The sequence below is a fragment of the Planococcus notacanthi genome (genome assembly GCF_030407825.1).
In the GTDB taxonomy this organism is placed as follows: Bacteria; Bacillota; Bacilli; order Bacillales_A; family Planococcaceae; genus Planococcus; species Planococcus notacanthi.
Genome location: NZ_JASDCQ010000001.1, coordinates 1348610 through 1369690 on the forward strand (window position 1 = coordinate 1348610; position 21081 = coordinate 1369690).

At 45.1% G+C, this 21081-nt stretch carries 20 protein-coding genes, 1 tRNA gene and 1 riboswitch; all 21 genes read right to left on the bottom strand.

What is annotated here, in order from left to right; genetic code table 11:
- Positions 1-157: 157 nt before the first annotated feature.
- Positions 158-1429 carry an ATP-dependent protease ATP-binding subunit ClpX gene (clpX, locus tag QMA01_RS06605; protein WP_191715992.1) on the bottom strand — a complete coding sequence of 424 codons (1272 nt, stop codon included), beginning with the start codon at positions 1427-1429 and terminating at the stop codon, positions 158-160.
- 173 nt (positions 1430-1602) lie between these two features.
- Positions 1603-2889, bottom strand: coding sequence for a trigger factor (gene tig, locus QMA01_RS06610; protein WP_191715993.1), 1287 nt, complete (start codon positions 2887-2889; stop codon positions 1603-1605).
- A 102-nt stretch (positions 2890-2991) separates the two neighbouring features.
- On the bottom strand, positions 2992-3972 hold the full coding sequence (locus QMA01_RS06615; protein WP_290214575.1) for a tetratricopeptide repeat protein: 981 nt from the start codon (positions 3970-3972) through the stop codon (positions 2992-2994).
- 87 nt (positions 3973-4059) lie between these two features.
- Positions 4060-4359 carry a TIGR04104 family putative zinc finger protein gene (locus QMA01_RS06620; protein ID WP_290185207.1) on the bottom strand — a complete coding sequence of 100 codons (300 nt, stop codon included), beginning with the start codon at positions 4357-4359 and terminating at the stop codon, positions 4060-4062.
- 205 nt (positions 4360-4564) lie between these two features.
- A tRNA-Arg gene (locus QMA01_RS06625) sits at positions 4565-4638 on the bottom strand.
- 144 nt (positions 4639-4782) lie between these two features.
- Complete coding sequence (locus QMA01_RS06630) at positions 4783-5388, bottom strand: XTP/dITP diphosphatase (RefSeq protein ID WP_290185209.1); 606 nt, start codon at positions 5386-5388, stop codon at positions 4783-4785.
- Positions 5385-6134, bottom strand: a complete 750-nt coding sequence (rph, locus tag QMA01_RS06635) for a ribonuclease PH (RefSeq protein WP_290185211.1) — start codon at positions 6132-6134, stop codon at positions 5385-5387. The genes QMA01_RS06630 and rph overlap by 4 nt, the downstream gene beginning before the upstream one ends.
- Positions 6135-6211: 77 nt before the next feature.
- Positions 6212-7015, bottom strand: coding sequence for a glutamate racemase (gene racE / locus QMA01_RS06640; protein ID WP_191716075.1), 804 nt, complete (start codon positions 7013-7015; stop codon positions 6212-6214).
- Between the two features lie 16 nt (positions 7016-7031).
- A complete protein-coding gene (locus tag QMA01_RS06645; protein WP_191715998.1) occupies positions 7032-7484 on the bottom strand; it encodes a MarR family winged helix-turn-helix transcriptional regulator in 453 nt (150 codons plus the stop codon).
- A 74-nt stretch (positions 7485-7558) separates the two neighbouring features.
- Positions 7559-8026 (bottom strand): acyl-CoA thioesterase, encoded by a 468-nt coding sequence (locus tag QMA01_RS06650; protein ID WP_191715999.1) that lies wholly within the window; start codon positions 8024-8026, stop codon positions 7559-7561.
- Positions 8027-8149: 123 nt separating this feature from the next.
- Positions 8150-8920, bottom strand: a complete 771-nt coding sequence (gene sdhB / locus QMA01_RS06655; protein WP_290185214.1) for a succinate dehydrogenase iron-sulfur subunit — start codon at positions 8918-8920, stop codon at positions 8150-8152.
- A gap of 22 nt (positions 8921-8942) precedes the next feature.
- Positions 8943-10691 carry a succinate dehydrogenase flavoprotein subunit gene (gene sdhA, locus QMA01_RS06660; protein WP_191716001.1) on the bottom strand — a complete coding sequence of 583 codons (1749 nt, stop codon included), beginning with the start codon at positions 10689-10691 and terminating at the stop codon, positions 8943-8945.
- A 45-nt stretch (positions 10692-10736) separates the two neighbouring features.
- Positions 10737-11351 (bottom strand): succinate dehydrogenase cytochrome b558 subunit, encoded by a 615-nt coding sequence (locus QMA01_RS06665; protein WP_191716002.1) that lies wholly within the window; start codon positions 11349-11351, stop codon positions 10737-10739.
- A gap of 378 nt (positions 11352-11729) precedes the next feature.
- Positions 11730-12968 (bottom strand): aspartate kinase, encoded by a 1239-nt coding sequence (locus QMA01_RS06670; RefSeq protein WP_290214576.1) that lies wholly within the window; start codon positions 12966-12968, stop codon positions 11730-11732.
- 140 nt (positions 12969-13108) lie between these two features.
- Positions 13109-13284, bottom strand: a riboswitch (Lysine riboswitch).
- A 37-nt stretch (positions 13285-13321) separates the two neighbouring features.
- Positions 13322-15118, bottom strand: a complete 1797-nt coding sequence (gene uvrC, locus QMA01_RS06675) for an excinuclease ABC subunit UvrC (protein ID WP_191716004.1) — start codon at positions 15116-15118, stop codon at positions 13322-13324.
- A gap of 54 nt (positions 15119-15172) precedes the next feature.
- The gene (gene trxA, locus QMA01_RS06680) at positions 15173-15487 is read right to left on the bottom strand and encodes a thioredoxin (protein ID WP_008431421.1); all 315 of its coding nucleotides are present in this window, start codon (positions 15485-15487) and stop codon (positions 15173-15175) included.
- A 157-nt stretch (positions 15488-15644) separates the two neighbouring features.
- Entirely contained in the window at positions 15645-16610 is a 966-nt protein-coding gene (locus QMA01_RS06685) for an electron transfer flavoprotein subunit alpha/FixB family protein (protein ID WP_191716005.1), read from the bottom strand.
- 423 nt (positions 16611-17033) lie between these two features.
- Entirely contained in the window at positions 17034-17807 is a 774-nt protein-coding gene (locus QMA01_RS06690; protein WP_191716006.1) for an electron transfer flavoprotein subunit beta/FixA family protein, read from the bottom strand.
- Between the two features lie 20 nt (positions 17808-17827).
- The gene (locus QMA01_RS06695; RefSeq protein WP_290214577.1) at positions 17828-18601 is read right to left on the bottom strand and encodes an enoyl-CoA hydratase; all 774 of its coding nucleotides are present in this window, start codon (positions 18599-18601) and stop codon (positions 17828-17830) included.
- A 17-nt stretch (positions 18602-18618) separates the two neighbouring features.
- Positions 18619-19203, bottom strand: a complete 585-nt coding sequence (locus QMA01_RS06700) for a TetR/AcrR family transcriptional regulator (RefSeq protein WP_290214578.1) — start codon at positions 19201-19203, stop codon at positions 18619-18621.
- A gap of 95 nt (positions 19204-19298) precedes the next feature.
- Positions 19299-20990 (bottom strand): AMP-binding protein, encoded by a 1692-nt coding sequence (locus QMA01_RS06705; RefSeq protein WP_290214579.1) that lies wholly within the window; start codon positions 20988-20990, stop codon positions 19299-19301.
- Positions 20991-21081: the final 91 nt, after the last annotated feature.

A 21081-nucleotide genomic window follows, 5' to 3' on the forward strand; every position in this document is an offset into this window, starting at 1 on the left:
ATATCGCAGCCTTGACAGGTGCTTCCGCTTTTCTAATAAAAACGGGCCAACTCCGAAATGCGCGGATGCGCACGATCAGAGTCAGCCCGTATCATCCTTTTGATTGGTTCAACTGCCACTCAGTGAGACTTTTCCACTGCGTGAAGTTCCACTCATTTTACGCGGATGTTTTCTCATTATTGTCGTTGACGAATACGGAGCCATCTTCCAAAATCAGTTTAGGCTGTACGCTATCCGCAACAGTTTCTTTTGTGATGACACATTCAACGATGTCTTCACGTGAAGGCAGGTCAAACATCACTTCAAGCATGATATTCTCGATAATTGAACGAAGTCCACGGGCACCGGTTTTGCGTTCAATTGCCAATTTCGCAATTTCAACAAGTGCACCAGGCTCGAAAGTCAATTTAACGCCATCAAGTTCCATCATCTTCTGATATTGCTTGATCAATGCATTCTTCGGTTCAGTCAAGATTTCAACCAAAGCTTTTTCATCCAATTGCTCAAGGCTTGCCAATACAGGCAAACGGCCGATGAACTCTGGAATCAAACCAAATTTCAACAGATCTTCCGGAATCAATTGGCTAAGCAATGATTTCTCATCCAATTCTTCCTTGTTCGGATCTGCACCGAAACCGATGATTTTATTGCCGAGACGGCGTTTGATGATTTGGTCTACTCCATCGAAAGCACCGCCTACGATGAACAGAACGTTCGTCGTATCGATTTGGATGAATTCCTGATGTGGATGCTTGCGTCCGCCCTGAGGTGGAACACTTGCAGTGGTTCCTTCCAAAATCTTCAGAAGGGCCTGCTGTACGCCTTCACCGGAAACATCGCGTGTAATCGATGGGTTTTCGGATTTGCGTGCCACTTTGTCGATCTCATCAATATAGATGATTCCTTTTTCTGCGCGCTCCACATCATAGTCTGCAGCTTGGATCAGCTTTAGTAGAATGTTTTCTACGTCTTCTCCGACATAACCAGCTTCAGTCAATGAAGTTGCGTCTGCAATCGCAAACGGCACATTCAGAATGCGGGCCAAAGTTTGTGCAAGCAAGGTTTTCCCGCTTCCTGTTGGTCCGATCAAGACAATATTAGATTTCGACAACTCGACATCATCGATTTTGCTGTTTGAGTTGACGCGTTTGTAGTGGTTATAAACTGCTACAGCCAACGATTTCTTCGCTTTTTCCTGGCCGATGACATAGCCATTTAAAATATCCAGAATTTCTTTTGGCTTAGGCACTTCTTTGAATTCTACTTCTTCGTCTGTACCAAGCTCTTCTTCTACGATTTCCGTACAAAGCTCAATACATTCGTCACAAATATAAACACCTGGTCCTGCGACCAGTTTACGAACTTGCTCCTGTGGTTTACCACAAAATGAACATTTTAAATGCTCTTTCTCGTCATTGAATTTGAACAATGTATTCACCCCTATTCAAGCCATTATCTTACAAGATTATCGTAATTGTAGCAACTAATTAGATTCACAGTCAATTTCTTGGCATCCTAAGTATAATTCCAGTGTTCTATGTAGTGGAAAACAAGGTGCGTCTCCGCACCTTGTTTCCTAATTCTTTATATGTTGCTTATGTGTTATTCAGCGATTTTAGCGTTGTCCACTAGGAACTCAACTGTGTTCTGCATGCGGATATCGTTCTCAAGCATTTCAGTTCCACCTAGAGCTGTTTTGATCTGTTCAATGTCCATGTTGAATTGACCAGCCATTTTTTCAAGCTCTTTGTCGATGTCTTCTGAAGTAACTTGCATGTTTTCAGCTTCAGCAATAGCTTCAAGTGTCAATGAAACGCGTACGCGTGTTTCAGCATCACCGTGCATTTGCTCACGAAGTGCAGCTTCGTCTTGCCCAGAGAACTGGAAGTATAATTCAAGGTTCATGCCTTGTTGAGTCAAACGTTGTTCGAAATCACTCATCATACGGTCCATTTCTGTGTGGATCATTGCATGAGGAATATCGATTGTTGCGTTTTCAGCAGCTTTTTGAACCAATTCGTCGCGAAGCGTTGCATCAGCAGCAGATTTCTTCTCAGCAATCAGGCTTTCTTTCATTTTCGTGCGAAGCGCTTCAAGGCTTTCCACTTCAGGGTCGATTTCTTTAGCGAACTCGTCGTTCAACTCTGGAAGTTCCTTGCCTTTAACTTCGTTTACTTTCACTTTGAATGTTGCAGCTTTGCCTGCAAGTTCAGCAGCGTGGTATTCTTCTGGGAAAGTGACTTCAACGTCTTTTTCTTCTCCAGCTTTAACGCCTACCAATTGCTCTTCAAATCCAGGGATGAAAGAGTTTGATCCGATTTCAAGGGAATAATCATTTCCTTGGCCGCCTTCAAAAGCTTCTCCATCAACAAATCCTTCGAAATCGATAACAGCTGTATCGCCTTCAACGATTGCTTCGTCTTCTTTAACAGTCAACTCAGCCATACGCTCCTGGTTTTCTTTCAACTGGTTTTCGATGTCTTCGTCAGTCACTTCAGTATCAGGTTTCGATGCTTCAAGACCTTTGTATTCGCCAAGCTCAACTTCTGGTTTTACAATCACTTTCGCTGTAAATACAAGAGGCTGGCCTTTTTCGATTGTTTCAATGTCGATTTCAGGACGGTCAACCGGGTTGATTCCTGCTTCTTCAACTGCATTCGCGTAAGCGTCAGGCAAGATGAAATCCAAAGCGTCCTGGTAAAGTGATTCTACGCCAAAACGTTTTTCGAACATTTGACGAGGCATTTTTCCTTTACGGAAACCTGGTACGTTAATTTCTTTAACAACTTTCTTAAACGCTTTATCAAGACCGGCGTTTACTTCTTCTGCAGGAACTTCAACTGTAAGAACCCCTGTGTTACCTTCTTGTTTTTCCCATTTTGCTGACATATTATAAGCCCTCCAAACATTTTCTACAAAGTCATTTTACGTTTTATACGAATTTTGACAACTTCAATATTATAGCACACATGCCGACAGGTTCAACTATTTCTACCCATTGCGCATTTCGAACCAAAGTTCGGCCTGCTGAATCAGCTCGAGCAGCTTTTCGTCTTCACTGAATGAAGTCATTCCGCTGAACAGCCCTTCTGTGTAATCCATATACCCCTGCGCCACGTCTTCTTCATTATAGTCATCCCAGATGAACGGATACAATAGATAAATATGCCGTTCAAACAGTTCTTTGACCATCTCTAGACGAGTCGGATCCTTCGCCAGCTCGTTGTCGATGATAGCGGTGATTTTCCGGATTCGGCTGTTGTTCACCGGATCCGGCAATTCATTGATGCTGAATGTGCCTTGGTAATGAAATTTTCGGACGGAAACTTCCGCATCGATCTTTTCCTGGAACAGCATGAATAATATGTATGTCTTCGTCAAGAGATCGGCTTCCGGATGTTCGATGATCGCAATCAGCTTCTTCTTCAAAGCCTGATAGGAAGTCGTCGGCAAATCCAGAATCAATTGCTCTTGTTCCGCAGGGTGAAGCGCCAAAAATGTATCGATGGCGTACTTCGAAGCATCCACTTTTTCAGATGCCGCATTTGATGCAATGCGTTCGTTCAAGTCACGCAATTGCTGGAATTGTTCCAGCCGTTCTTCCGGCAACACTTTTTCTTCTATTAGAGCTTCAATCATTTTTTCCGCTTCTTCAAATTCGCGAACTTGCATCAAAATACTTATGTATAATTCCATCGTTTCCAGGTAATGAATCGGTCCGATCTTCAATAATTCACGGCACACTTCTAGCGCTTCCTGGAATTCCCCAAGCTCATAGAGGCAATAGGCATAACCGCCGAGGGCTGCTGCGTGTTCAGGTTCATATGACAAAACTTGATATAGACTGTCACGGGCATCTTCGTACTTTTCTTCTTTTAAATAGGTCATTCCTTCAGACAACAAACGTGTTACGGTCGTCGGAAAAACAATGACATTCCCCTTGCGCTTTAAATCGCGATATTTCTTCCGCATCCTACCACCTCTTTTGTATCTCATAATCATATCATATTCCCGTTAGAGCGAAAATAAAAACCTTATTGTTGGAATAATGATTGCCCATCACCACAAAGCTTTCTGTTCGCTGGTCAGTTCCAGAAATTTTGGAATCAGGGACAGGCCAATCGCAAACAGTACAATCATCATGCCGACTGTATAAATCAATGGTAAATCCAAAATTATTGCAAATGGCAAAGGCAAAAGAATCATCCAATTGATCAGCGTCATTCGTTGCCGAGATTTTGGTGTTGCATATTGACTGTCCTTGCAATTCGGACAGCGCATGGGGCCATGGATTTTCCATGAGGCCATGATCGACTGCTTCCAAGTCCATTGAGTTCCGCATCTTTCACATACTGGCATAAAAAAACCTCCTTATAAGTATTACGTCTTAAGCAGGATTTAGTTTCACTCTCCTTAAAATTCACGCCAAAAGCGAATATAAAAAGCCATATAGAAGCCGGTAGTTCAGAGATGAAAAATCACCTGTTGCATGCACAAAGAAACCTCCCCGCCGTTCCATGAACGATGAGGAGGTTTCTTTGTTGTACTATGTACATTCCTATAATGTCCCAGGAGGGATTCGAACCCCCGACCGACGCCTTAGAAGGGCGTTGCTCTATCCAGCTGAGCTACTGAGACCAAAGCTTTCTTAGAGTCCAGACTGTGGCGCCTGCTGATGCGGGCGGCTTCGCTTTTCTAACGAAAGACAATTTTAATTATAGAAATGATTTGAATAAAAGTCAATGCTATTTTAAAAAAACATTAAAATTAATTTACAGGCATTTATTCTTGTTTATTCATCCATGTCGGCAGGCTTTCCTGCAACTTGCGCAAAGCATTTCCTCTGTGAGAGATCGCTGCTTTTTCATGAGGCTCAAGTTCAGCCATTGCTTTATCCTGTTCAGGCACGAAGAAAATCGGATCGTAGCCAAAACCATGATTGCCTCGGCGCTCATGAAGGATCATTCCTTCGCATGACCCCGAAAAGGTTTCGGTCTTCTGACCAGGAGCTGCGACAGCCAACACACACCGAAAACGCGCTGTACGCTCGCTGTCCGGCACGCCACTCAATTTCTCGAGCACTTTGTCGATATTTGCGTCATCGCTCTTAGCGAGGCCTGCATAGCGCGCTGAGTAGACCCCCGGTTCCCCGTTCAACGCGTCAATTTCCAATCCACTGTCATCTGATATAACCGGGATGCCAAGCGCATCCGCTACAGCTTCAGCTTTCAAAATAGCATTTTCTTCAAATGTCACGCCTGTTTCTTCCACGTCCATATCCTCTGCCACGTCCCGCAAAGTCAGCACTTCATAGCCGAGTGGAGACAGCATGGTTTCGAAATCTTTGGCTTTGCCTTTGTTTTGAGTTGCGATTACAATTTTTTTCATAGTTCTGCCGGCACCTTTTCACCAACACGCAAAGCGATTTCACCCAGTGCCTCACGCTGCATGGCAATCAATTGGCTGATTCCCACTTCTCCAAGATCCAATAACTCATTCAATTGGGCACGTGTGAAAGTGGATTCTTCGCCTGTTCCCTGCAATTCCACAAAATGGCCTGCACCGGTCATCACCAAGTTCATATCAACTTCCGCACTTGAATCTTCAACGTAATTCAAGTCAAGGATCGGCCCATTTTCAGCAGAAACGCCAACACTTGTCGCTGCAAGAAAATCCGTTACCGGGAATGCCGGCAATTCTAATTTGCTGATGGCCATTGTCATCGCGATAAAAGCGCCTGTAATGGATGCTGTGCGCGTTCCACCGTCTGCCTGGATCACGTCGCAGTCAATCCATAAAGTACGCTCACCCAGCTTCTCCAGGTCGACTACAGCACGCAATGCACGGCCAATTAGGCGTTGGATCTCCATTGTGCGTCCGCCAATTTTGCCGGCTGAAGCTTCGCGGCGGTTCCGGCTGTTGGTAGCGCGCGGCAACATGGAGTACTCAGCAGTAATCCAGCCTTTGCCTTGCCCGCGTAAAAAACCGGGTACTTTATCTTCAATCGTCGCTGTACAAATGACTTTTGTCTGTCCAACAGTAATCAGAACCGAACCTTCCGGATGAATCAAGTAGTCGACGTCCACTGATACGGGACGCAGTTCGTTTGTTTGTCTATTATCTATGCGTGTCATAAAAATCCTCCTCATATATGCTCAAATAGCTTACCATATTTCCCTGACAACAACAAAAACCTGACAGCCGGAAGCCATCAGGTTTTGGGAAAGCGAATCGAATGGATCAGCGGTTCCTCAATCCCCAGCCATTTCTGGATGATGGAACCGAAAATCTGTGTAGAGCCTGATGTATAAAAACGATGCACCGGCGGCTGCTTCCATTCTGCGAATTGATCTTTATAGCTCAAGTAACGTTCTACATCCTTTGCTGTCTCTTCTGCTGAAGACAACACATGGACCGTATCACCAAGAACTTCTTCAATAAAGCCCTGCAGCAACGGATAATGGGTACAGCCTAAAATGGCGGTATCGAATTCTTCATGGGCAATTGTCGCTAACGTATCCTGGACAATGCGGTGAGCGAATTCACCTTCGTATTCATCACTTTCAACCAAAGGAACGAAACGCGGGCATGCCAGCTGCACGACGTGGGAAGCAGAAACGAGAGACAAGATTGCTTTCTCGTAGGCTCCGCTTTGCACTGTCCCTAAAGTGCCCAAAACGGCAATGTTTTTTGTTGTTGATGATTTGATTGCAGCTCTGGCTCCAGGAAAGATTACACCGATTACAGGGATCGGCAAGTGTTTCTGAAGAGAATACAGCGCTGCTGCTGTTGCGGTATTGCAAGCGATGACCAGCATTTTTATATTCTTTTTCATCAATGCATTAGCCATTTGCCACGTATAGGTCCGTACTTCCGAAAGCGGACGCGGGCCATAAGGGCACCTGGCATTATCACCGATATAGTAAATTTGCTCATTCGGCAATAGTTTCATTATTTCCTTTGCGACGGTAAGTCCACCGACTCCTGAATCAATTACTCCGATTGGCGCATTCAACGTCATCGCCTCTATCCTATTTCATGTTTGTATGCAGTTTCTCAAGCAAAGCTGCAAATTGTTCCGCTTCGTCTACTGTGAAATCCGCTAATACCGTTTTCAAATATTCCTGGCGCTTTTGAATCACTTCTTCAATGACCCGCTCGCCTTCTTTTAATAATTTGATCCGCACGACACGGCGATCCTGTTCTTCACGGATACGGACAACGAGTTCGTTCTTTTCCATGCGATCGACCAGATCCGTCGTTGTGCTGAACGCTAAATACATCTTGTTCGACAAATCGCCGATGGTCATGTCGCCATGTTCAAACAGCCATTGCAATGCAACGAATTGAGGTGGTGTAATCGTATAGGAATTCAGAATCTCCCGGCCTTTTTGCTTAATGATCCCTGAAATGTAACGCAGTTCCTTTTCCATGAATGCGATACGTTCTGAATCATGGCTGATGCCTTGCTTGTCATCATTCATTAATAATTACCACTCCTTGAAAAACCATCTTCTTCTTATAGTGAAGGTTTTTTATTGATATAGCAAGAACTCACTTATTTTTTAACGGTCGCCAACTGTTCGGCACGCAGCAATTCGATGTCTTGCTCGGACCAAGGATGGCCTTTTCCAGTCTTTTTCGAAATCTGGACGATCGTCCCTCTCCCAGTGAAACATGTTTCCTCTTTTTCGTTGACCGTCCAATAATGGACATCTGCCGAAGAAGTTCCGACACGCGCGATTTTGACGTAGACACTCAATTTTTCATCAAAAAAGACTTGCTGCACAAAATCCACTTGCATATCCGCGACGACAGGAAATAATTCATTGCCAGCTTCCAACCAGCGCTGCATCAAACCCATCTCTTTCATGAATTCAATCCGTGCAAATTCAAAATAAGCGATCGGTACCGTATTGTTCACATGACCGAACATATCGGTTTCAGAAAACCGCACTTGCACCGGAGCGGAAAAGGAAAATTCCCGGCTCCACTCATTGAAATTCTCAATATAATTTGCTTTCATCGAAAAAACCTCCACTGGCTCAACTTCTTCATTTTCCTAGTATATCAAAAACTTGAGAAAAGAGCAGGCATTTTCTAAACAGGACAAAATAAAAACCCCGCCGCAGCGGGGTTTTAGTGGATACTAGTCAACCATTCTGTCGCTTCCGAAGAAGTTCCGGAACATTTGAACAGTCGTGTCGCGGTTCAACGCTGCGATTGAAGTTGTCAAAGGAATTCCTTTTGGACAAGACTCCACACAGTTTTGAGAGTTACCGCAGCTTGCAAGTCCGCCTTCACCCATAATCGCATTCAAACGTGCATCGCGGTTCATAGAACCAGTTGGATGCGCGTTCATCAAGCGAACTTGTGAAAGTGGGGCAGCTCCGATGAAATCAGATTTATCGTTGACGTTCGGGCATGCTTCAAGACATACGCCGCAAGTCATACATTTAGACAATTCGTAAGCCCATTGGCGCTTGCGCTCAGGCATACGTGGTCCGTCTCCAAGGTCATGCGTACCATCAATCGGCACCCATGCTTTAACTTTCTTCAACGAATCGAACATCCGGCTGCGGTCAATGACAAGGTCACGGACAACAGGGAATGTCTTCATCGGCTGAAGGCGGATTGGCTGTTCCAATTGGTCAACTAAAGCAGTACACGATTGACGCGCTTTGCCATTGATGACCATCGAACATGCTCCACAAACCTCTTCCAGACAGTTCATGTCCCAGTTTACAGGAGTGGTTTTCTTCCCTTCCATGTTGACAGGGTTACGGCGAATTTCCATCAATGCCGAGATGACATTCATATTCGCTTTATATGGCAATTCGAACTTTTCCCAATACGAATTCTCATCCGTAGAGTTTCGGCGTTCGATTTCAAATATAACCGTCTTTGCTGCTTCACCCATGGTAAATTAGCTCCCTTCTAGATTATGCTTTTGCTGAGTAATCACGTTTGCGCGGTGGAATCAACGATGTATCGACTTCTTCATAGTGGAAGATAGGTGCATCATTGCCATTAAATTTAGCCATAGTCGTTTTAAGGAATTCTTCGTCATTACGATCCGGGAATTCCGGTTTGTAGTGAGCTCCGCGGCTTTCGTTACGGTTAAGCGCTCCGATTGTGATCACTCGTGCTAAATGTAGCATATTTCGCAACTGGCGTGTAAACATTGCGCCTTGGTTGCTCCAAAGCTGTGTATCAGTAATATTGATATGGTTGAAACGTTCAAGCAGTTCCTGGAGTTTTTCATCCGTCTTCTGCAAACGATCATTGTAGCGTACTACTGTTACATTGTCCGTCATCCATTCGCCAAGCTCTTTGTGGAGGACATAAGCGTTTTCTGTGCCGTTCAATGCAAGGATTTCTTCCCATTTGCGCTGCTCTTCTGCTTCGTATTTTTCATAAATAGCCGAAGGAAGATCTTCTGCCAACACATCAAGGCCATTTACATATTCAATAGCGTTTGGTCCTGCGACCATACCGCCGTAAATCGCTGAAAGCAATGAGTTCGCACCTAGACGGTTACCGCCGTGTTGAGAATAATCACATTCACCCGCTGCCAAAACGCCAGGGATGCTTGTCATTTGGTGGTCATCGACCCATAATCCACCCATTGAATAATGGACAGCCGGGAAGATTTTCATTGGTACTTTGCGAGGGTCATCACCAGTGAATTTCTCGTAGATCTCAATGATGCCGCCTAGTTTGATATCAAGCTCTTTAGGATCTTTGTGTGAAAGATCCAGGTAGACCATGTTCTCGCCATTAATGCCGAGTTTTTGGTTGACGCAGACATCGAAGATTTCACGTGTTGCAATATCACGTGGAACCAGGTTTCCGTAAGCTGGATATTTTTCTTCAAGGAAATACCAAGGCTTGCCGTCCTTGTATGTCCAAATACGTCCGCCTTCCCCACGAGCTGATTCTGACATTAAGCGCAGTTTATCGTCTCCTGGAATCGCTGTCGGGTGAATTTGGATAAATTCGCCGTTTGCGTAGTATGCACCTTGCTGATAGACGATAGAAGCCGCTGAACCTGTATTGATGACAGAGTTCGTCGATTTCCCGAAAATGATCCCCGGTCCGCCAGTTGCCATGATGATAGCATCTGCACGGAACGATTTGATTTCCATAGTCGTCATATTTTGAGCTGTGATCCCTTTGCCGACGCCTTGCTCGTCAAGAACAAGACCCAGGAATTCCCAGCCTTCGTATTTCGTGATCAGTCCGCTCACTTCGTAGCGGCGAACTTGCTCGTCCAATGCGTATAGCAATTGCTGGCCAGTTGTTGCACCGGCAAATGCTGTTCTGTGGTACATCGTTCCACCAAAGCGGCGGAAGTCCAAAAGGCCTTCCGGCGTACGGTTGAACATAACGCCCATGCGGTCAAACATCCGGATAATTCCAGGTGCTGCATCCGCCATTGCTTTTACGGGACGCTGATTCGCAAGGAAGTCGCCTCCGTATACAGTATCATCAAAGTGAATATCCGGGGAATCCCCTTCACCTTTTGTATTAACCGCTCCGTTGATCCCGCCTTGCGCACATACTGAGTGGGACCGTTTAACGGGAACGATTGAAAATAAATCGACGGAAGAACCTGCTTCTGCAACTTTAATTGCTGCCATTAGGCCAGCTAGGCCGCCACCGACGATCGTAATTTTGCCCTTCGCCATGTTAGTATTCACTCCTCTTTTAGTTCACCAATGATTGAAACATTCTTAAACGAATGCAAACAATGCTCTGATACCAATGATCGATAATACAATAAATACTAGAAGTGTGAAATATGTTGCATTTCGTTGAGATGCTTCGGATTGTGTGATTCCCCATGTAACAAGGAAAGACCAAAGTCCGTTTGATAAATGGAAGACTGCAGCCAAGACACCGACGATGTAGAATGCCAGCATGAACGGGTTGCTTAAAATGTTTTCCATCATGTTGAAATCAGCTGCAGCAGCTGCTCCGATTGCAACTTGGAATCTTGTTTCAAATACGTGCCAAGCGATGAAGACTACAAGGAAGACACCTGTATAGCGCTGTGCAACGAACAGAATGTTGCGCAAATAGCTATAATGGCCAGGATTGTTCTTCGAAGTAAACGCTATGTATAGGCCATAAAACGCATGATACAAGATTGGTAAATAGATGACAAAAATCTCCAGGAAAATGACGAATGGAAGATTAGCCATAAATTCGGATGCTTTATTGAATGACTCCACACCCTGAGTTGCAAAATGGTTGACGATTAAGTGCTGCGTTAAGAATAAACCGATAGGAATGATCCCCAACAATGAGTGCAGCCTGCGCATTAAAAATTCACGATTGTTATCCAAAATTTTACCCCCCTCAAAACATTGATTGGCAGCGTCCAGAGCAAACGAAAAATTGACGAAAGCACCTGAAGCCGCAACACCATCATGATACAAGAATATGACATATTTATTGTACTCCCCCCCTCTGAGAGCGTCAAGGCAACGAATCCCTTTTAAACAGATAGTTATTACATTAAAAAGGGGGACTTCACGCCGCATAAGGGGGAAAACCTATGTGAATGTAACCGTTTTATTAGATTTATGCGAAAAAGCGATTCTCTAATTGAGAATCGCTTTTTCAGCTGTTTCTGCTGTATTCCACTGTTGTCGGGATTATCGCAGCATTGCTATTGAGAATTTGAACATTTTGTGAATATTTTCACGTACACCGTTTTTAATTCAAGATATGTCTTGATGCACCTGAAGTTCTGAAAGTCCATAGGCCTCGTGCAAAGCATTTGCCGATTTCTTCATATCCGTTTCCGGCACTACCACTGAAATTTTGATCTCAGATGTGCTGACCATCTTCACTGGGATGTCTTGACTTCTCAAAATATCAAACATCCGTGCAGCCACCCCTGGATTTGATACCATGCCTGACCCGACAATGGAGACTTTCGATAGGCCGATTTCCACATTCATGGAAAGAAAGCCAATTTCACTTTGAGCTTCAGTCAACACGCGGCGTGTTTCTTCCAAGCTTTCCTGGCTGATGGAAAACGATACCGAAGGAGGAAATTCATCACTGATGCTTTGAACAATAATATCAACGTCGATCTGATTTTCTGCCAACTTGGTAAAAATATTTGCCAGCGATCCGTTAAACGGTTTTTTGTAAATGACAGTTACACGCGCTACCCCAGGTTCGAACGCTACACCTCTGACGATTAAGTTTTTTTCCACAGTGATCACCTCTTGTATGATTGTGCCAGGCTCGTCTGAATAACTTGCTCTGACCGATAATGGTACGCGATTGTTTTTTGCGAATTCAACTGCACGCGGGTGTAGCACACCTGCTCCCAGATTAGCGAGTTCGAGCATTTCGTCATATGAAATCTGTTCCAGCTTCCGTGCACCTGTTACAAAACGTGGATCGGAAGTGTAGACACCGTCGACATCGGTATAGATTTCGCATTTTTCAGCTCCGAGCGCTGCCGCAAGTGCGACTGCGGTCGTATCGGAACCTCCCCGGCCAAGGGTGGTGATGTTACCGATTTTATCTACCCCTTGGAATCCAGCCACTACACATAAATAACCATTGTCAAGCACGCGTTCAAGCCGTTCCGTGTGAATTTGTTCAATCCGGGCATTTCGCGGAACAGACTCTGTTTCAATTCCGGCTTGCCACCCCGTAAACGATAGCGCTTCATGGCCAAGCTTCTTAAAGGCCATAGCCAGTAACGAGATGGTAATCTGCTCGCCTGTAGCCAATAGCATATCCATTTCCCGTTTCGGCGGCTCAGCTGAGATTTCCCCTGCTAACCCAAGCAGCGTATCTGTTGTCTTGCCCATTGCCGAAACCACAATGACTACGCGTTTTCCTTTTTCTTTTTCTCGAATGGCTCTTTCTGCCACTCCAATGATTTTCTCAGGTGTAGCAACAGACGTGCCTCCAAATTTCATGACGATCGTTTCCATTCCATCCACTCCCACATTTAGTATGTGGCCCTCAACATGCCTAGCCAGGAAACAGCATAACTCCCGGGCAAAGACACAAAAAGAGGCAGCTCACCGCAACCGCGGCAAACTACCTCTTTTATCATGTACGAAAAACGTCCATGTGAGATAGCCCTCCAGAGATTGACTCTGACAGCTCTGCACTTCTTAAATGCAGAACCAGCATGCGAAACAGCAGTAAATACGCACACTTCGGCGACCGCCCCTTTCAACATTCTTCACGGATTCTGCAAATCTCCAAATGCTTACTATTGACGTTCGCGCCTCTATCATCACTTTTCCAAGTGATTCAATTATGGTCTTACGATAACATGTTATGAATCGCTTGGCAATGTCTCCTCAGCAAAATGCTGATTGATGGATGTCGCCAAAGCTAACGGGATTCCCGCTTGTTGAATATCTTCTATAGAAGCTTCTTTTATTTTTTTGACGGAACCGAAATGCTTCAGCAATTGCTGTTTGCGTTTCGGGCCAACTCCTTCAAGGCCATCCAAAGCGGACTGGATCGAATTCTTGCCGCGCAGCTGCCGGTGGAACGTGATAACGAAACGGTGGACTTCATCTTGAATGCGCTGCATCAAGTAAAATGCTTCGCTGGTCCGTTTCAACGGAACCACTTCAGGAGGTGAACCATAGAGCAATTGGGACGTTTGGTGCTTGGCGTCTTTTGCCAAACCGGCAATCGGAATCGACAAGCCGAGTTCATCTTCCAGAATTTCACGGGCTGATTCCATTTGTCCCTTGCCGCCATCAATGACAATCAAATCCGGCAAAGGCAATCCATCTTTCAAGACCCGTGAATAGCGCCGGCGGATCACTTCACGCATCGCTGCATAATCATCGGGCTTGGAAGCGTTTCGCGTTTTGTATTTCCGGTAATCTTTTTTAGAAGGCTTGCCGTCAATGAACGTAATCATTGCAGACACCGCATCGGCACCTTGAATATGCGAGTTGTCGAACGCTTCGATGCGCAAAGGCGTTTCAATGTTCATTGCTTCACCTAAATCTACGCATGCACCGACTGTCCGTTCTTCCTGGCGCTCCAATAGCTGAAATTTCTCTTTAATGGCAATCTCGGCATTTTTCTTCGCCAACGCCACCAAATCTTTTTTCTTGCCGCGCTGCGGAACGAGCACCCGGACTCCGAGCCATTCTTTCAGCATATCCGGATCGTCCGCTTCCGGAAGCAGAATTTCATTGGGCTTAACATGGTTCGGTTTTTCGTAAAACTGGCCAAGATAAGTCAAAAATTCTTCTTCCGGGTCCCGGTAAAGCGGGAAAAGCGAAACATCCCGTTCAATCAATTTGCCTTGGCGCACAAAAAAGACCTGCACACACATCCAGCCTTTATCGACCGCATAAGCAAATACATCGCGATTGGTGAAATCATTCATCGCCATTTTCTGTTTTTCCATAACGGTTTCAATCATCGAAATTTGGTCACGGTATTCCTTGGCCCGCTCAAATTCCAGATTTTCTGCCGCTTCAGACATTTTCTCGACCAATTCCTGTTTGACTTCACGAAAACCGCCATTTAGAAATTTGCTGATGCCGTCGATCATTTCCTGATAGGTTTCTTTTTCTACTGGCTTGACGCATGGCGCAAGACATTGCCCCAAATGATAATACAAACAAACCCGGTCCGGCATGGTATGGCATTTCCGCAATGGGTACAGGCGGTCCAGCAACTTTTTCGTCTCTGCCGCGGCATAAGCATTCGGATACGGACCGAAATACTTGCCTTTGTCTTTTTTGACATGTCTGGTCGTGATCAGCTTCGGATGGCGCTCACCGGTAATCTTTAAATACGGATAGCTTTTGTCATCTTTCAGCATGATGTTGTATTTCGGATCGTATTTCTTGATCAAATTCAATTCAAGAATCAGCGCTTCCTTATCGGAAGATGTCACGATGTATTCGAAATCCTCGATTTCATTGACCAAACGCTGGGTTTTTGCATCGTGGCTTCCCGTAAAGTAGGAGCGCACGCGATTTTTAAGAACTTTCGCCTTGCCGACATAAATGACGGTATTCTGGCGGTCCTTCATCAAATAACAGCCTGGTTGATCAGGCAATATTGCTAATTTATGCTGAATCAATTCGTTAGCCATCTTTTATCTCACCCTATTAAAAAACCGGGCACCATCACTGGACCCGGTTAAGAATTATGCGTGTTTTTCAACCAATTCAGCCAATGCTTCTTTTGGTCTGAAACCAACTACTTTATCTACTGTCTCTCCGTCTTTCATCAATAGCAAAGTCGGAATTGACATGATGCCGTAGTTTCCAGCTGTTTCCTGGTTTTGATCCACATCAACTTTTACGATTTTAACTTTATCGCTCATTTCAGCGTCTAACTCTTCCAGCACTGGAGCAATCATTTTACATGGTCCGCACCAAGTTGCCCAAAAATCTACTAAAACGAGTCCTTCTGATACTTCTTGTGAAAAGTTCTGATCTGTACCGTGTACGATTGCCATGAATAATTCCTCCTTATGATTAAAACCAAACTATATACAGAGTATAGCATGCGTTAAAAACAACAGCTATTTATTTGCCTACTCTTCCATTACCCGTCAATTGGGTGCGTTAAACAGAAAATGGCGGCGAGTCTTGTAGACCCGCCGCCATCCAAAATTACATTACTTTCTTGAATTCTTCTGTCAGCATCGGGATGACTTCAAACAAGTCTCCGACAATGCCGTAATCTGCTACTTTGAAAATATTCGCTTCTGGATCTTTGTTGATCGCCACGATCACTTTCGAGTTGGACATACCCGCCATGTGCTGAATCGCTCCGGAAATGCCGGCTGCAATATACAGGTCCGGTGTAACCACTTTCCCTGTCTGTCCGATTTGAAGCGAGTAATCGCAATAATCTGCGTCACATGCGCCACGGGACGCGCCAACAGCGCCGCCTAGAAGATTCGCCAATTCCTGCAATGGCTCAAATCCTTCAGCACTCTTCACGCCACGGCCACCGGCGATGATGACTTTCGCTTCCGAAAGATCGACACCTTCAGAAGATTTGCGGACAACGTTTTTAATGATGGTGCGAAGGTTCGTGATATCTACAGACAATGAACTAACTTCGCCTGTACGCTCCTGGCGTTCAAGTGGTGCAATGTTGTTCGAACGCACTGTGATAAAGTCGATGCCTTCTTTCAGCTTCACTTTTTCAAATGCTTTACCAGAGAAGATCGGGCGGATAAAGACAGCTTCATCGCCTTCGCCTTCAATATCCGTTACGTCCGAAATCAATCCAGCCTGCAACTTGGAAGCGATTTTCGGTGCCAGGTCTTTTCCGACTGCTGTGTGGCCAAAGACAAGGCCTTCCGGATTTTCCTGCTCAACGACTGCCATAAATGCTTGGCCATAGCCGTCAGATGTGTATGACTTCAAGTGCGGGTGTTCTACCGTTACGACACGGTCTGCTCCGTATGCAATCAATTCAGCACCAAAATCAGCAACCGAATCCCCAATCAGAACGCCTACTACTTCTCCGCCGCCAGAAATTTTCTTGGCAGCCGCAATTGCTTCAAATGAGACATTACGCAAAGCGCCTTCACGCGTTTCGCCCAAAACTAATACTTTTTTCGCCATAGTCCGTTTACCCCCTAAGTAGATGTGAAAATTATATGGAACCATTACTTGCTGTCAGTCGAATGGGAAGTAGCCTATTCTTCGGGATGCAATCCACTCTGGCTGTGCGGCTGAAAACATGCCGCTTCGCCAGATCGTCTTACCCCTGTCAGAGCTGAATGGGCACCTTCGCTTTCTTTGTCCAGACTCCGGTACCCAACTTTTTGGGTCATAAGCCAACCCAACTGTGCGGCAAAGAGCGCCACTTCGCTGGTTTGTCTTATGCCCGTCAGAGCTGAACGGGCACCTTCGCTTTTCTTTGTCCAGACCCCGGCACCCAACTCTTTGGGTCATAAGCCAGCCCAGCTGTGCGGCAAAGAGCGCCACTTCGCTGGTCTGTCTTATGCCCGTCAGAGCTGAACGGGCACCTTCGCTTTTCTTTGATTAAATAACTTTTGCTTCGTTGCGCAATAGTCCGACCAATTCTGTCACTTGGTTGGAAATGTCGCCTTCCAGAATACGGCCAGCCGCTTTTTTCGGCGGCAAGTAGATTTCAATCGTTTCAGTTTTAGCTTCTACATCGTCTTCTTCGATATCCAAATCATCCAATTCCAATTCTTCAAGCGGCTTTTTCTTCGCTTTCATGATACCCGGAAGTGATGGATAGCGAGGCTCGTTCAGCCCTTGCTGAGCAGTAACTAGAAGCGGTAAAGATGTTTCCAATTCTTCCGCATCCCCTTCAATGTCGCGGACGATGGTAACTGTTTCGCCTTCGATGCTCAAGCTGGTGATTGTCGTTACGTAGTTGATGCCAAGCAAATCAGCCACACGTGGTCCGACTTGTCCAGATCCGCCGTCGATTGCTACATTCCCTGCTAGAATCAAATCAGCTTCTTTATCTTTCAAGTATTCAGCCAGTATGTACGCAGAAGTAAACTGGTCCATTTCTTCAACATCGTCTTCTGTATTAATCAAGACAGCTTTGTCAGCGCCCATCGCAAGTGCGGTACGCAGCTGCTTCTCTGCTTCTTCATTGCCGATTGTGACAACTGTCACTTCGCCGCCGTGTGCGTCACGCACAGTGATGGCTTCTTCAATTGCGTACTCATCGTATGGATTGATGATGAATTCCGCTCCGTCTTCCTGGATTTGTCCACCTGAAACGACGATTTTCTCTTCTGTGTCAAACGTACGTTTTACCAATACATAAATGTTCATGAACGTAAACCTCCCAAGTATTATTTCCCTTTAAAATGTGCTTCACGTTTCTCCAGAAATGCCTGGATTCCTTCTTTTGCATCTTCTGAAACAAAAACAGTTCCAAAAGATTGTGCTTCTGCATTTACGCCTTCATGATAAGACGCAGGCTTTGTGTACTGCAGCATCCCAATCGCCGCTTTAACGGAAACCGGGCTTTTCTTCGCAATTTTACGGGCGATTGAAAGCGTTTCCGTTAACAGTTCTTCTTCAGCATAAGCCCGGTTAGCCAAACCATATTGTGCAGCTTCGGTACCGGAGATCGGATCGCTCGTCAACAGCATTTCAGCTGCTTTCGCCGAGCCTACATATCTTGGCAGGCGCTGCGTCCCAGCAAACCCGGGTATTAAGCCCAGTTGAAGCTCCGGTAATCCCAGTTTAGCATTTTCAGTGACAAATCGCATATGGCAACTCATCGCCAATTCCAATCCGCCTCCTAATGCCGCTCCGTGGATCGCCGCAATCACAGGCTTATGGAAGGTTTCAACCCGTTCAAAAACTTCCTGGCCGCTCGCTGATAATTTCGAAAATTCTTCTCCTGAAGATACTTGCGTAAACTCCTTGATGTCAGCCCCTGCAGAAAAGAATCTTCCTTCCCCATGCAAGACAATGACTCGAACCTCTTCATCATTCTGAACTTGGTTCAACAATTCATCAACTTCCAAAATGAGCGAACGCGACAGTGCATTTGCCGGTGGACGATTAATCGTCGCGACAGCTACTCCGTCTTCTTTTTTCCAACTGATAAATTCCATCCAATGAGCCCCTTCCTTTAAGCCCGCATACCTTTCAGCAGCAAACGCTGAACTTGTGGTGCGAGTTCGACTAAATCATATTTATGATCATTCATCACCCAAGTGGTGATGGTCTCATCCATTGTACCAAAAACCATTTGCCTTGCTAAACGAATATCCATAGATTGATCAAATTCTCCATCTTCCATGCCTTTAACCAGAATCTGGTCCATCAGCTTCAAATACTCCCTCAGCACATTATTGATTTTCATGCGGATTTCGTAATTGGATTGGCGCAGTTCAAGCTGTGTGACAATCGCTAAATGGATGTCACCAGCCAAAAGTTCAAAATGGCTTTCGATCATTAATCCCAATTTGGATGCAGCATCCAAGTCACGTGAGATAATCTGCTCCAGCTTACTGACGAACACGCCCATCTTTTCCTGGAATACAGAAATCAAAATGTCTTCTTTGTTTTTGAAATACAGGTAAATCGTTCCGTCGGCTACCCCGGCCTGTTTAGCTATTTTCGAGACTTGTGCTTGATGATAGCCATTTTCAGCGATGACAATAACGGCCGCATCAATGATTTGTTTATATTTCGGCTTATCCTTTTTTACCATGTTGTCACCACCCAAAAAAATATGAAAATATGAATGGCGATTCATTCATATTTTCATATTATAGTTTATTCAATAATGTGTCAAGCTATATTCGATTAAGATGGCACTGCTTCGTTCTGCTTGGCAATTTCTTCGTCCACTAGTGAACGGCGCAGAATTTTCCCAACTGCTGTTTTTGGCAGTTCTTTACGGAATTCGTAAATGCGCGGCACTTTAAATGAAGCAAGATGCTCACGGCAGTAAACATTGAATTCTTCCTCAGTTACATTATAGCCTTCTTTTAGCACGATGTATGCTTTTACTGTTTCCCCGCGATATGGATCCGGTATACCCGCTACTACACATTCCTGAACAGCTTCATGTTCATATAGCACTTCCTCGATTTCACGCGGATAAATATTGAAACCACCAGCAATGATCATGTCTTTTTTGCGATCGACGATAAAGAAATGACCTTCATCGTCCATATAGCCAAGGTCTCCTGTCAATAACCAGCCATCGACGATTGTAGCAGCTGTTTCTTGAGGTTTGTTCCAATAGCCTTTCATTACCTGAGGCCCTTTGATGGCGATTTCACCGATTTCCCCATTTGGAACCGGACTGGTTGTGCCTGTCTGGAAAATCTTGCAATCCGTATCCGGATATGGAAGACCGATTGACCCTTTTGTCCGTTCGCCCCAAACCAGATTCGAGTGGGTGACCGGTGACGTTTCCGTCAAACCATAGCCTTCCACCAATTTCCCGCCGGTCAATGCTTCAAATTTCTCCTGCACTTCAGCCGGCAGTGGTGCTGAACCGCTCAAGCAGGCTTCGATGGAAGACAAATCGTATTTGGCAATATCGGGGTGGTTCATTAAACCGATATACAAAGTTGGTGCTCCAGGGAAAAGCGTCGGTTTTTGCTTGTTGATCGTCTTCAATGCCGTTTCCGGATCGAATTTCGGCAGCAATACCATTTTATTTCCTTGCATAACCGATAAAATTAAGACGGTCGTTAATCCGTAGACATGGAATAACGGGATGATTCCGATGATTGTCTCTTCACCATCTGTTGTTTTATACAGCCAGCTGTCGCACATTGTAGCATTGGAGATGATGTTCTTATGCGTCAACATAACACCTTTTGGAGAACCAGTTGTTCCTCCTGTGTACTGCAGCAATGCCAAATCTTCATCGAAATCAAATGGCGTTTCTGCTACAGTCGGCTGCGCCGTTTTCATGATTTCTGTAAACAAGTGATTAACGCCCCGATGTTCCACTTTCACATTCATGCCATATTGTTTTTTCTGGATAAACGGATAAACCAAATTTTTCGGGAATGCCAGGTAATCCTTGATGCCTGTGACGATGACATTTTCCAGATCCGTTTCCTTCAATACTTTCGAAATCCTCGGGAACAGGATATCCAACCCAATAATGGCACGGGCTCCTGAATCTTTCATTTGGTAAGCGATTTCCCGTTCTGTGTACAGCGGATTGGTCATAACGACAACACCGCCGGCATAGAGGATCCCATAAAAACTGATGACCGCCTGCGGACAGTTCGGCAACATGATTGAAACCCGATCGCCTTTCTGGATGCCCAGTTTCTGCAGGTAGTTGGCAAACTTCATAGAGGATTGATAAAGTTCTTCATAAGAAAGTTCTCTCCCCATGAAATGGATGGCTATTTTTTTCGGGAACTTTCTGTATGCCTTTGTTAAATAATCCTGTACCGGCATGCTGGGATACGTTAACGTGTGCGGAACTTCCGGTGGGTAATGGGCTAACCACGGCTTTTCAGTCATTCTTTTGACCCCCTATTTTTTTAGAATCGTGCGAATATTCCTATATTTAATTATAAAGAAAAATGATACCGCTTACAAACTATATTTTTTA

Excerpts from the sequence above, each read along its gene's own strand:
- QMA01_RS06670 (WP_290214576.1), bottom strand. The coding sequence starts at position 12,968 with ATGGAAACGATCGTCATGAAATTTGGAGGCACGTCTGTTGCTACACCT.
- QMA01_RS06615 (WP_290214575.1), bottom strand. The coding sequence starts at position 3,972 with ATGCGGAAGAAATATCGCGATTTAAAGCGCAAGGGGAATGTCATTGTT.
- QMA01_RS06700 (WP_290214578.1), bottom strand. The coding sequence starts at position 19,203 with ATGGTAAAAAAGGATAAGCCGAAATATAAACAAATCATTGATGCGGCC.
- sdhB (WP_290185214.1), bottom strand. The coding sequence starts at position 8,920 with ATGGGTGAAGCAGCAAAGACGGTTATATTTGAAATCGAACGCCGAAAC.
- QMA01_RS06620 (WP_290185207.1), bottom strand. The coding sequence starts at position 4,359 with ATGCCAGTATGTGAAAGATGCGGAACTCAATGGACTTGGAAGCAGTCG.
- uvrC (WP_191716004.1), bottom strand. The coding sequence starts at position 15,118 with ATGGCTAACGAATTGATTCAGCATAAATTAGCAATATTGCCTGATCAA.
- rph (WP_290185211.1), bottom strand. The coding sequence starts at position 6,134 with ATGACACGCATAGATAATAGACAAACAAACGAACTGCGTCCCGTATCA.
- QMA01_RS06630 (WP_290185209.1), bottom strand. The coding sequence starts at position 5,388 with ATGAAAAAAATTGTAATCGCAACTCAAAACAAAGGCAAAGCCAAAGAT.
- QMA01_RS06645 (WP_191715998.1), bottom strand. The coding sequence starts at position 7,484 with ATGAATGATGACAAGCAAGGCATCAGCCATGATTCAGAACGTATCGCA.
- trxA (WP_008431421.1), bottom strand. The coding sequence starts at position 15,487 with ATGGCAATCGTACACGGTACAGATCAGAACTTTTCACAAGAAGTATCA.
- sdhA (WP_191716001.1), bottom strand. The coding sequence starts at position 10,691 with ATGGCGAAGGGCAAAATTACGATCGTCGGTGGCGGCCTAGCTGGCCTA.
- QMA01_RS06695 (WP_290214577.1), bottom strand. The coding sequence starts at position 18,601 with ATGGAATTTATCAGTTGGAAAAAAGAAGACGGAGTAGCTGTCGCGACG.
- QMA01_RS06705 (WP_290214579.1), bottom strand. The coding sequence starts at position 20,990 with ATGACTGAAAAGCCGTGGTTAGCCCATTACCCACCGGAAGTTCCGCAC.
- QMA01_RS06685 (WP_191716005.1), bottom strand. The coding sequence starts at position 16,610 with ATGGCGAAAAAAGTATTAGTTTTGGGCGAAACGCGTGAAGGCGCTTTG.
- QMA01_RS06650 (WP_191715999.1), bottom strand. The coding sequence starts at position 8,026 with ATGAAAGCAAATTATATTGAGAATTTCAATGAGTGGAGCCGGGAATTT.
- tig (WP_191715993.1), bottom strand. The coding sequence starts at position 2,889 with ATGTCAGCAAAATGGGAAAAACAAGAAGGTAACACAGGGGTTCTTACA.
- QMA01_RS06690 (WP_191716006.1), bottom strand. The coding sequence starts at position 17,807 with ATGAACATTTATGTATTGGTAAAACGTACGTTTGACACAGAAGAGAAA.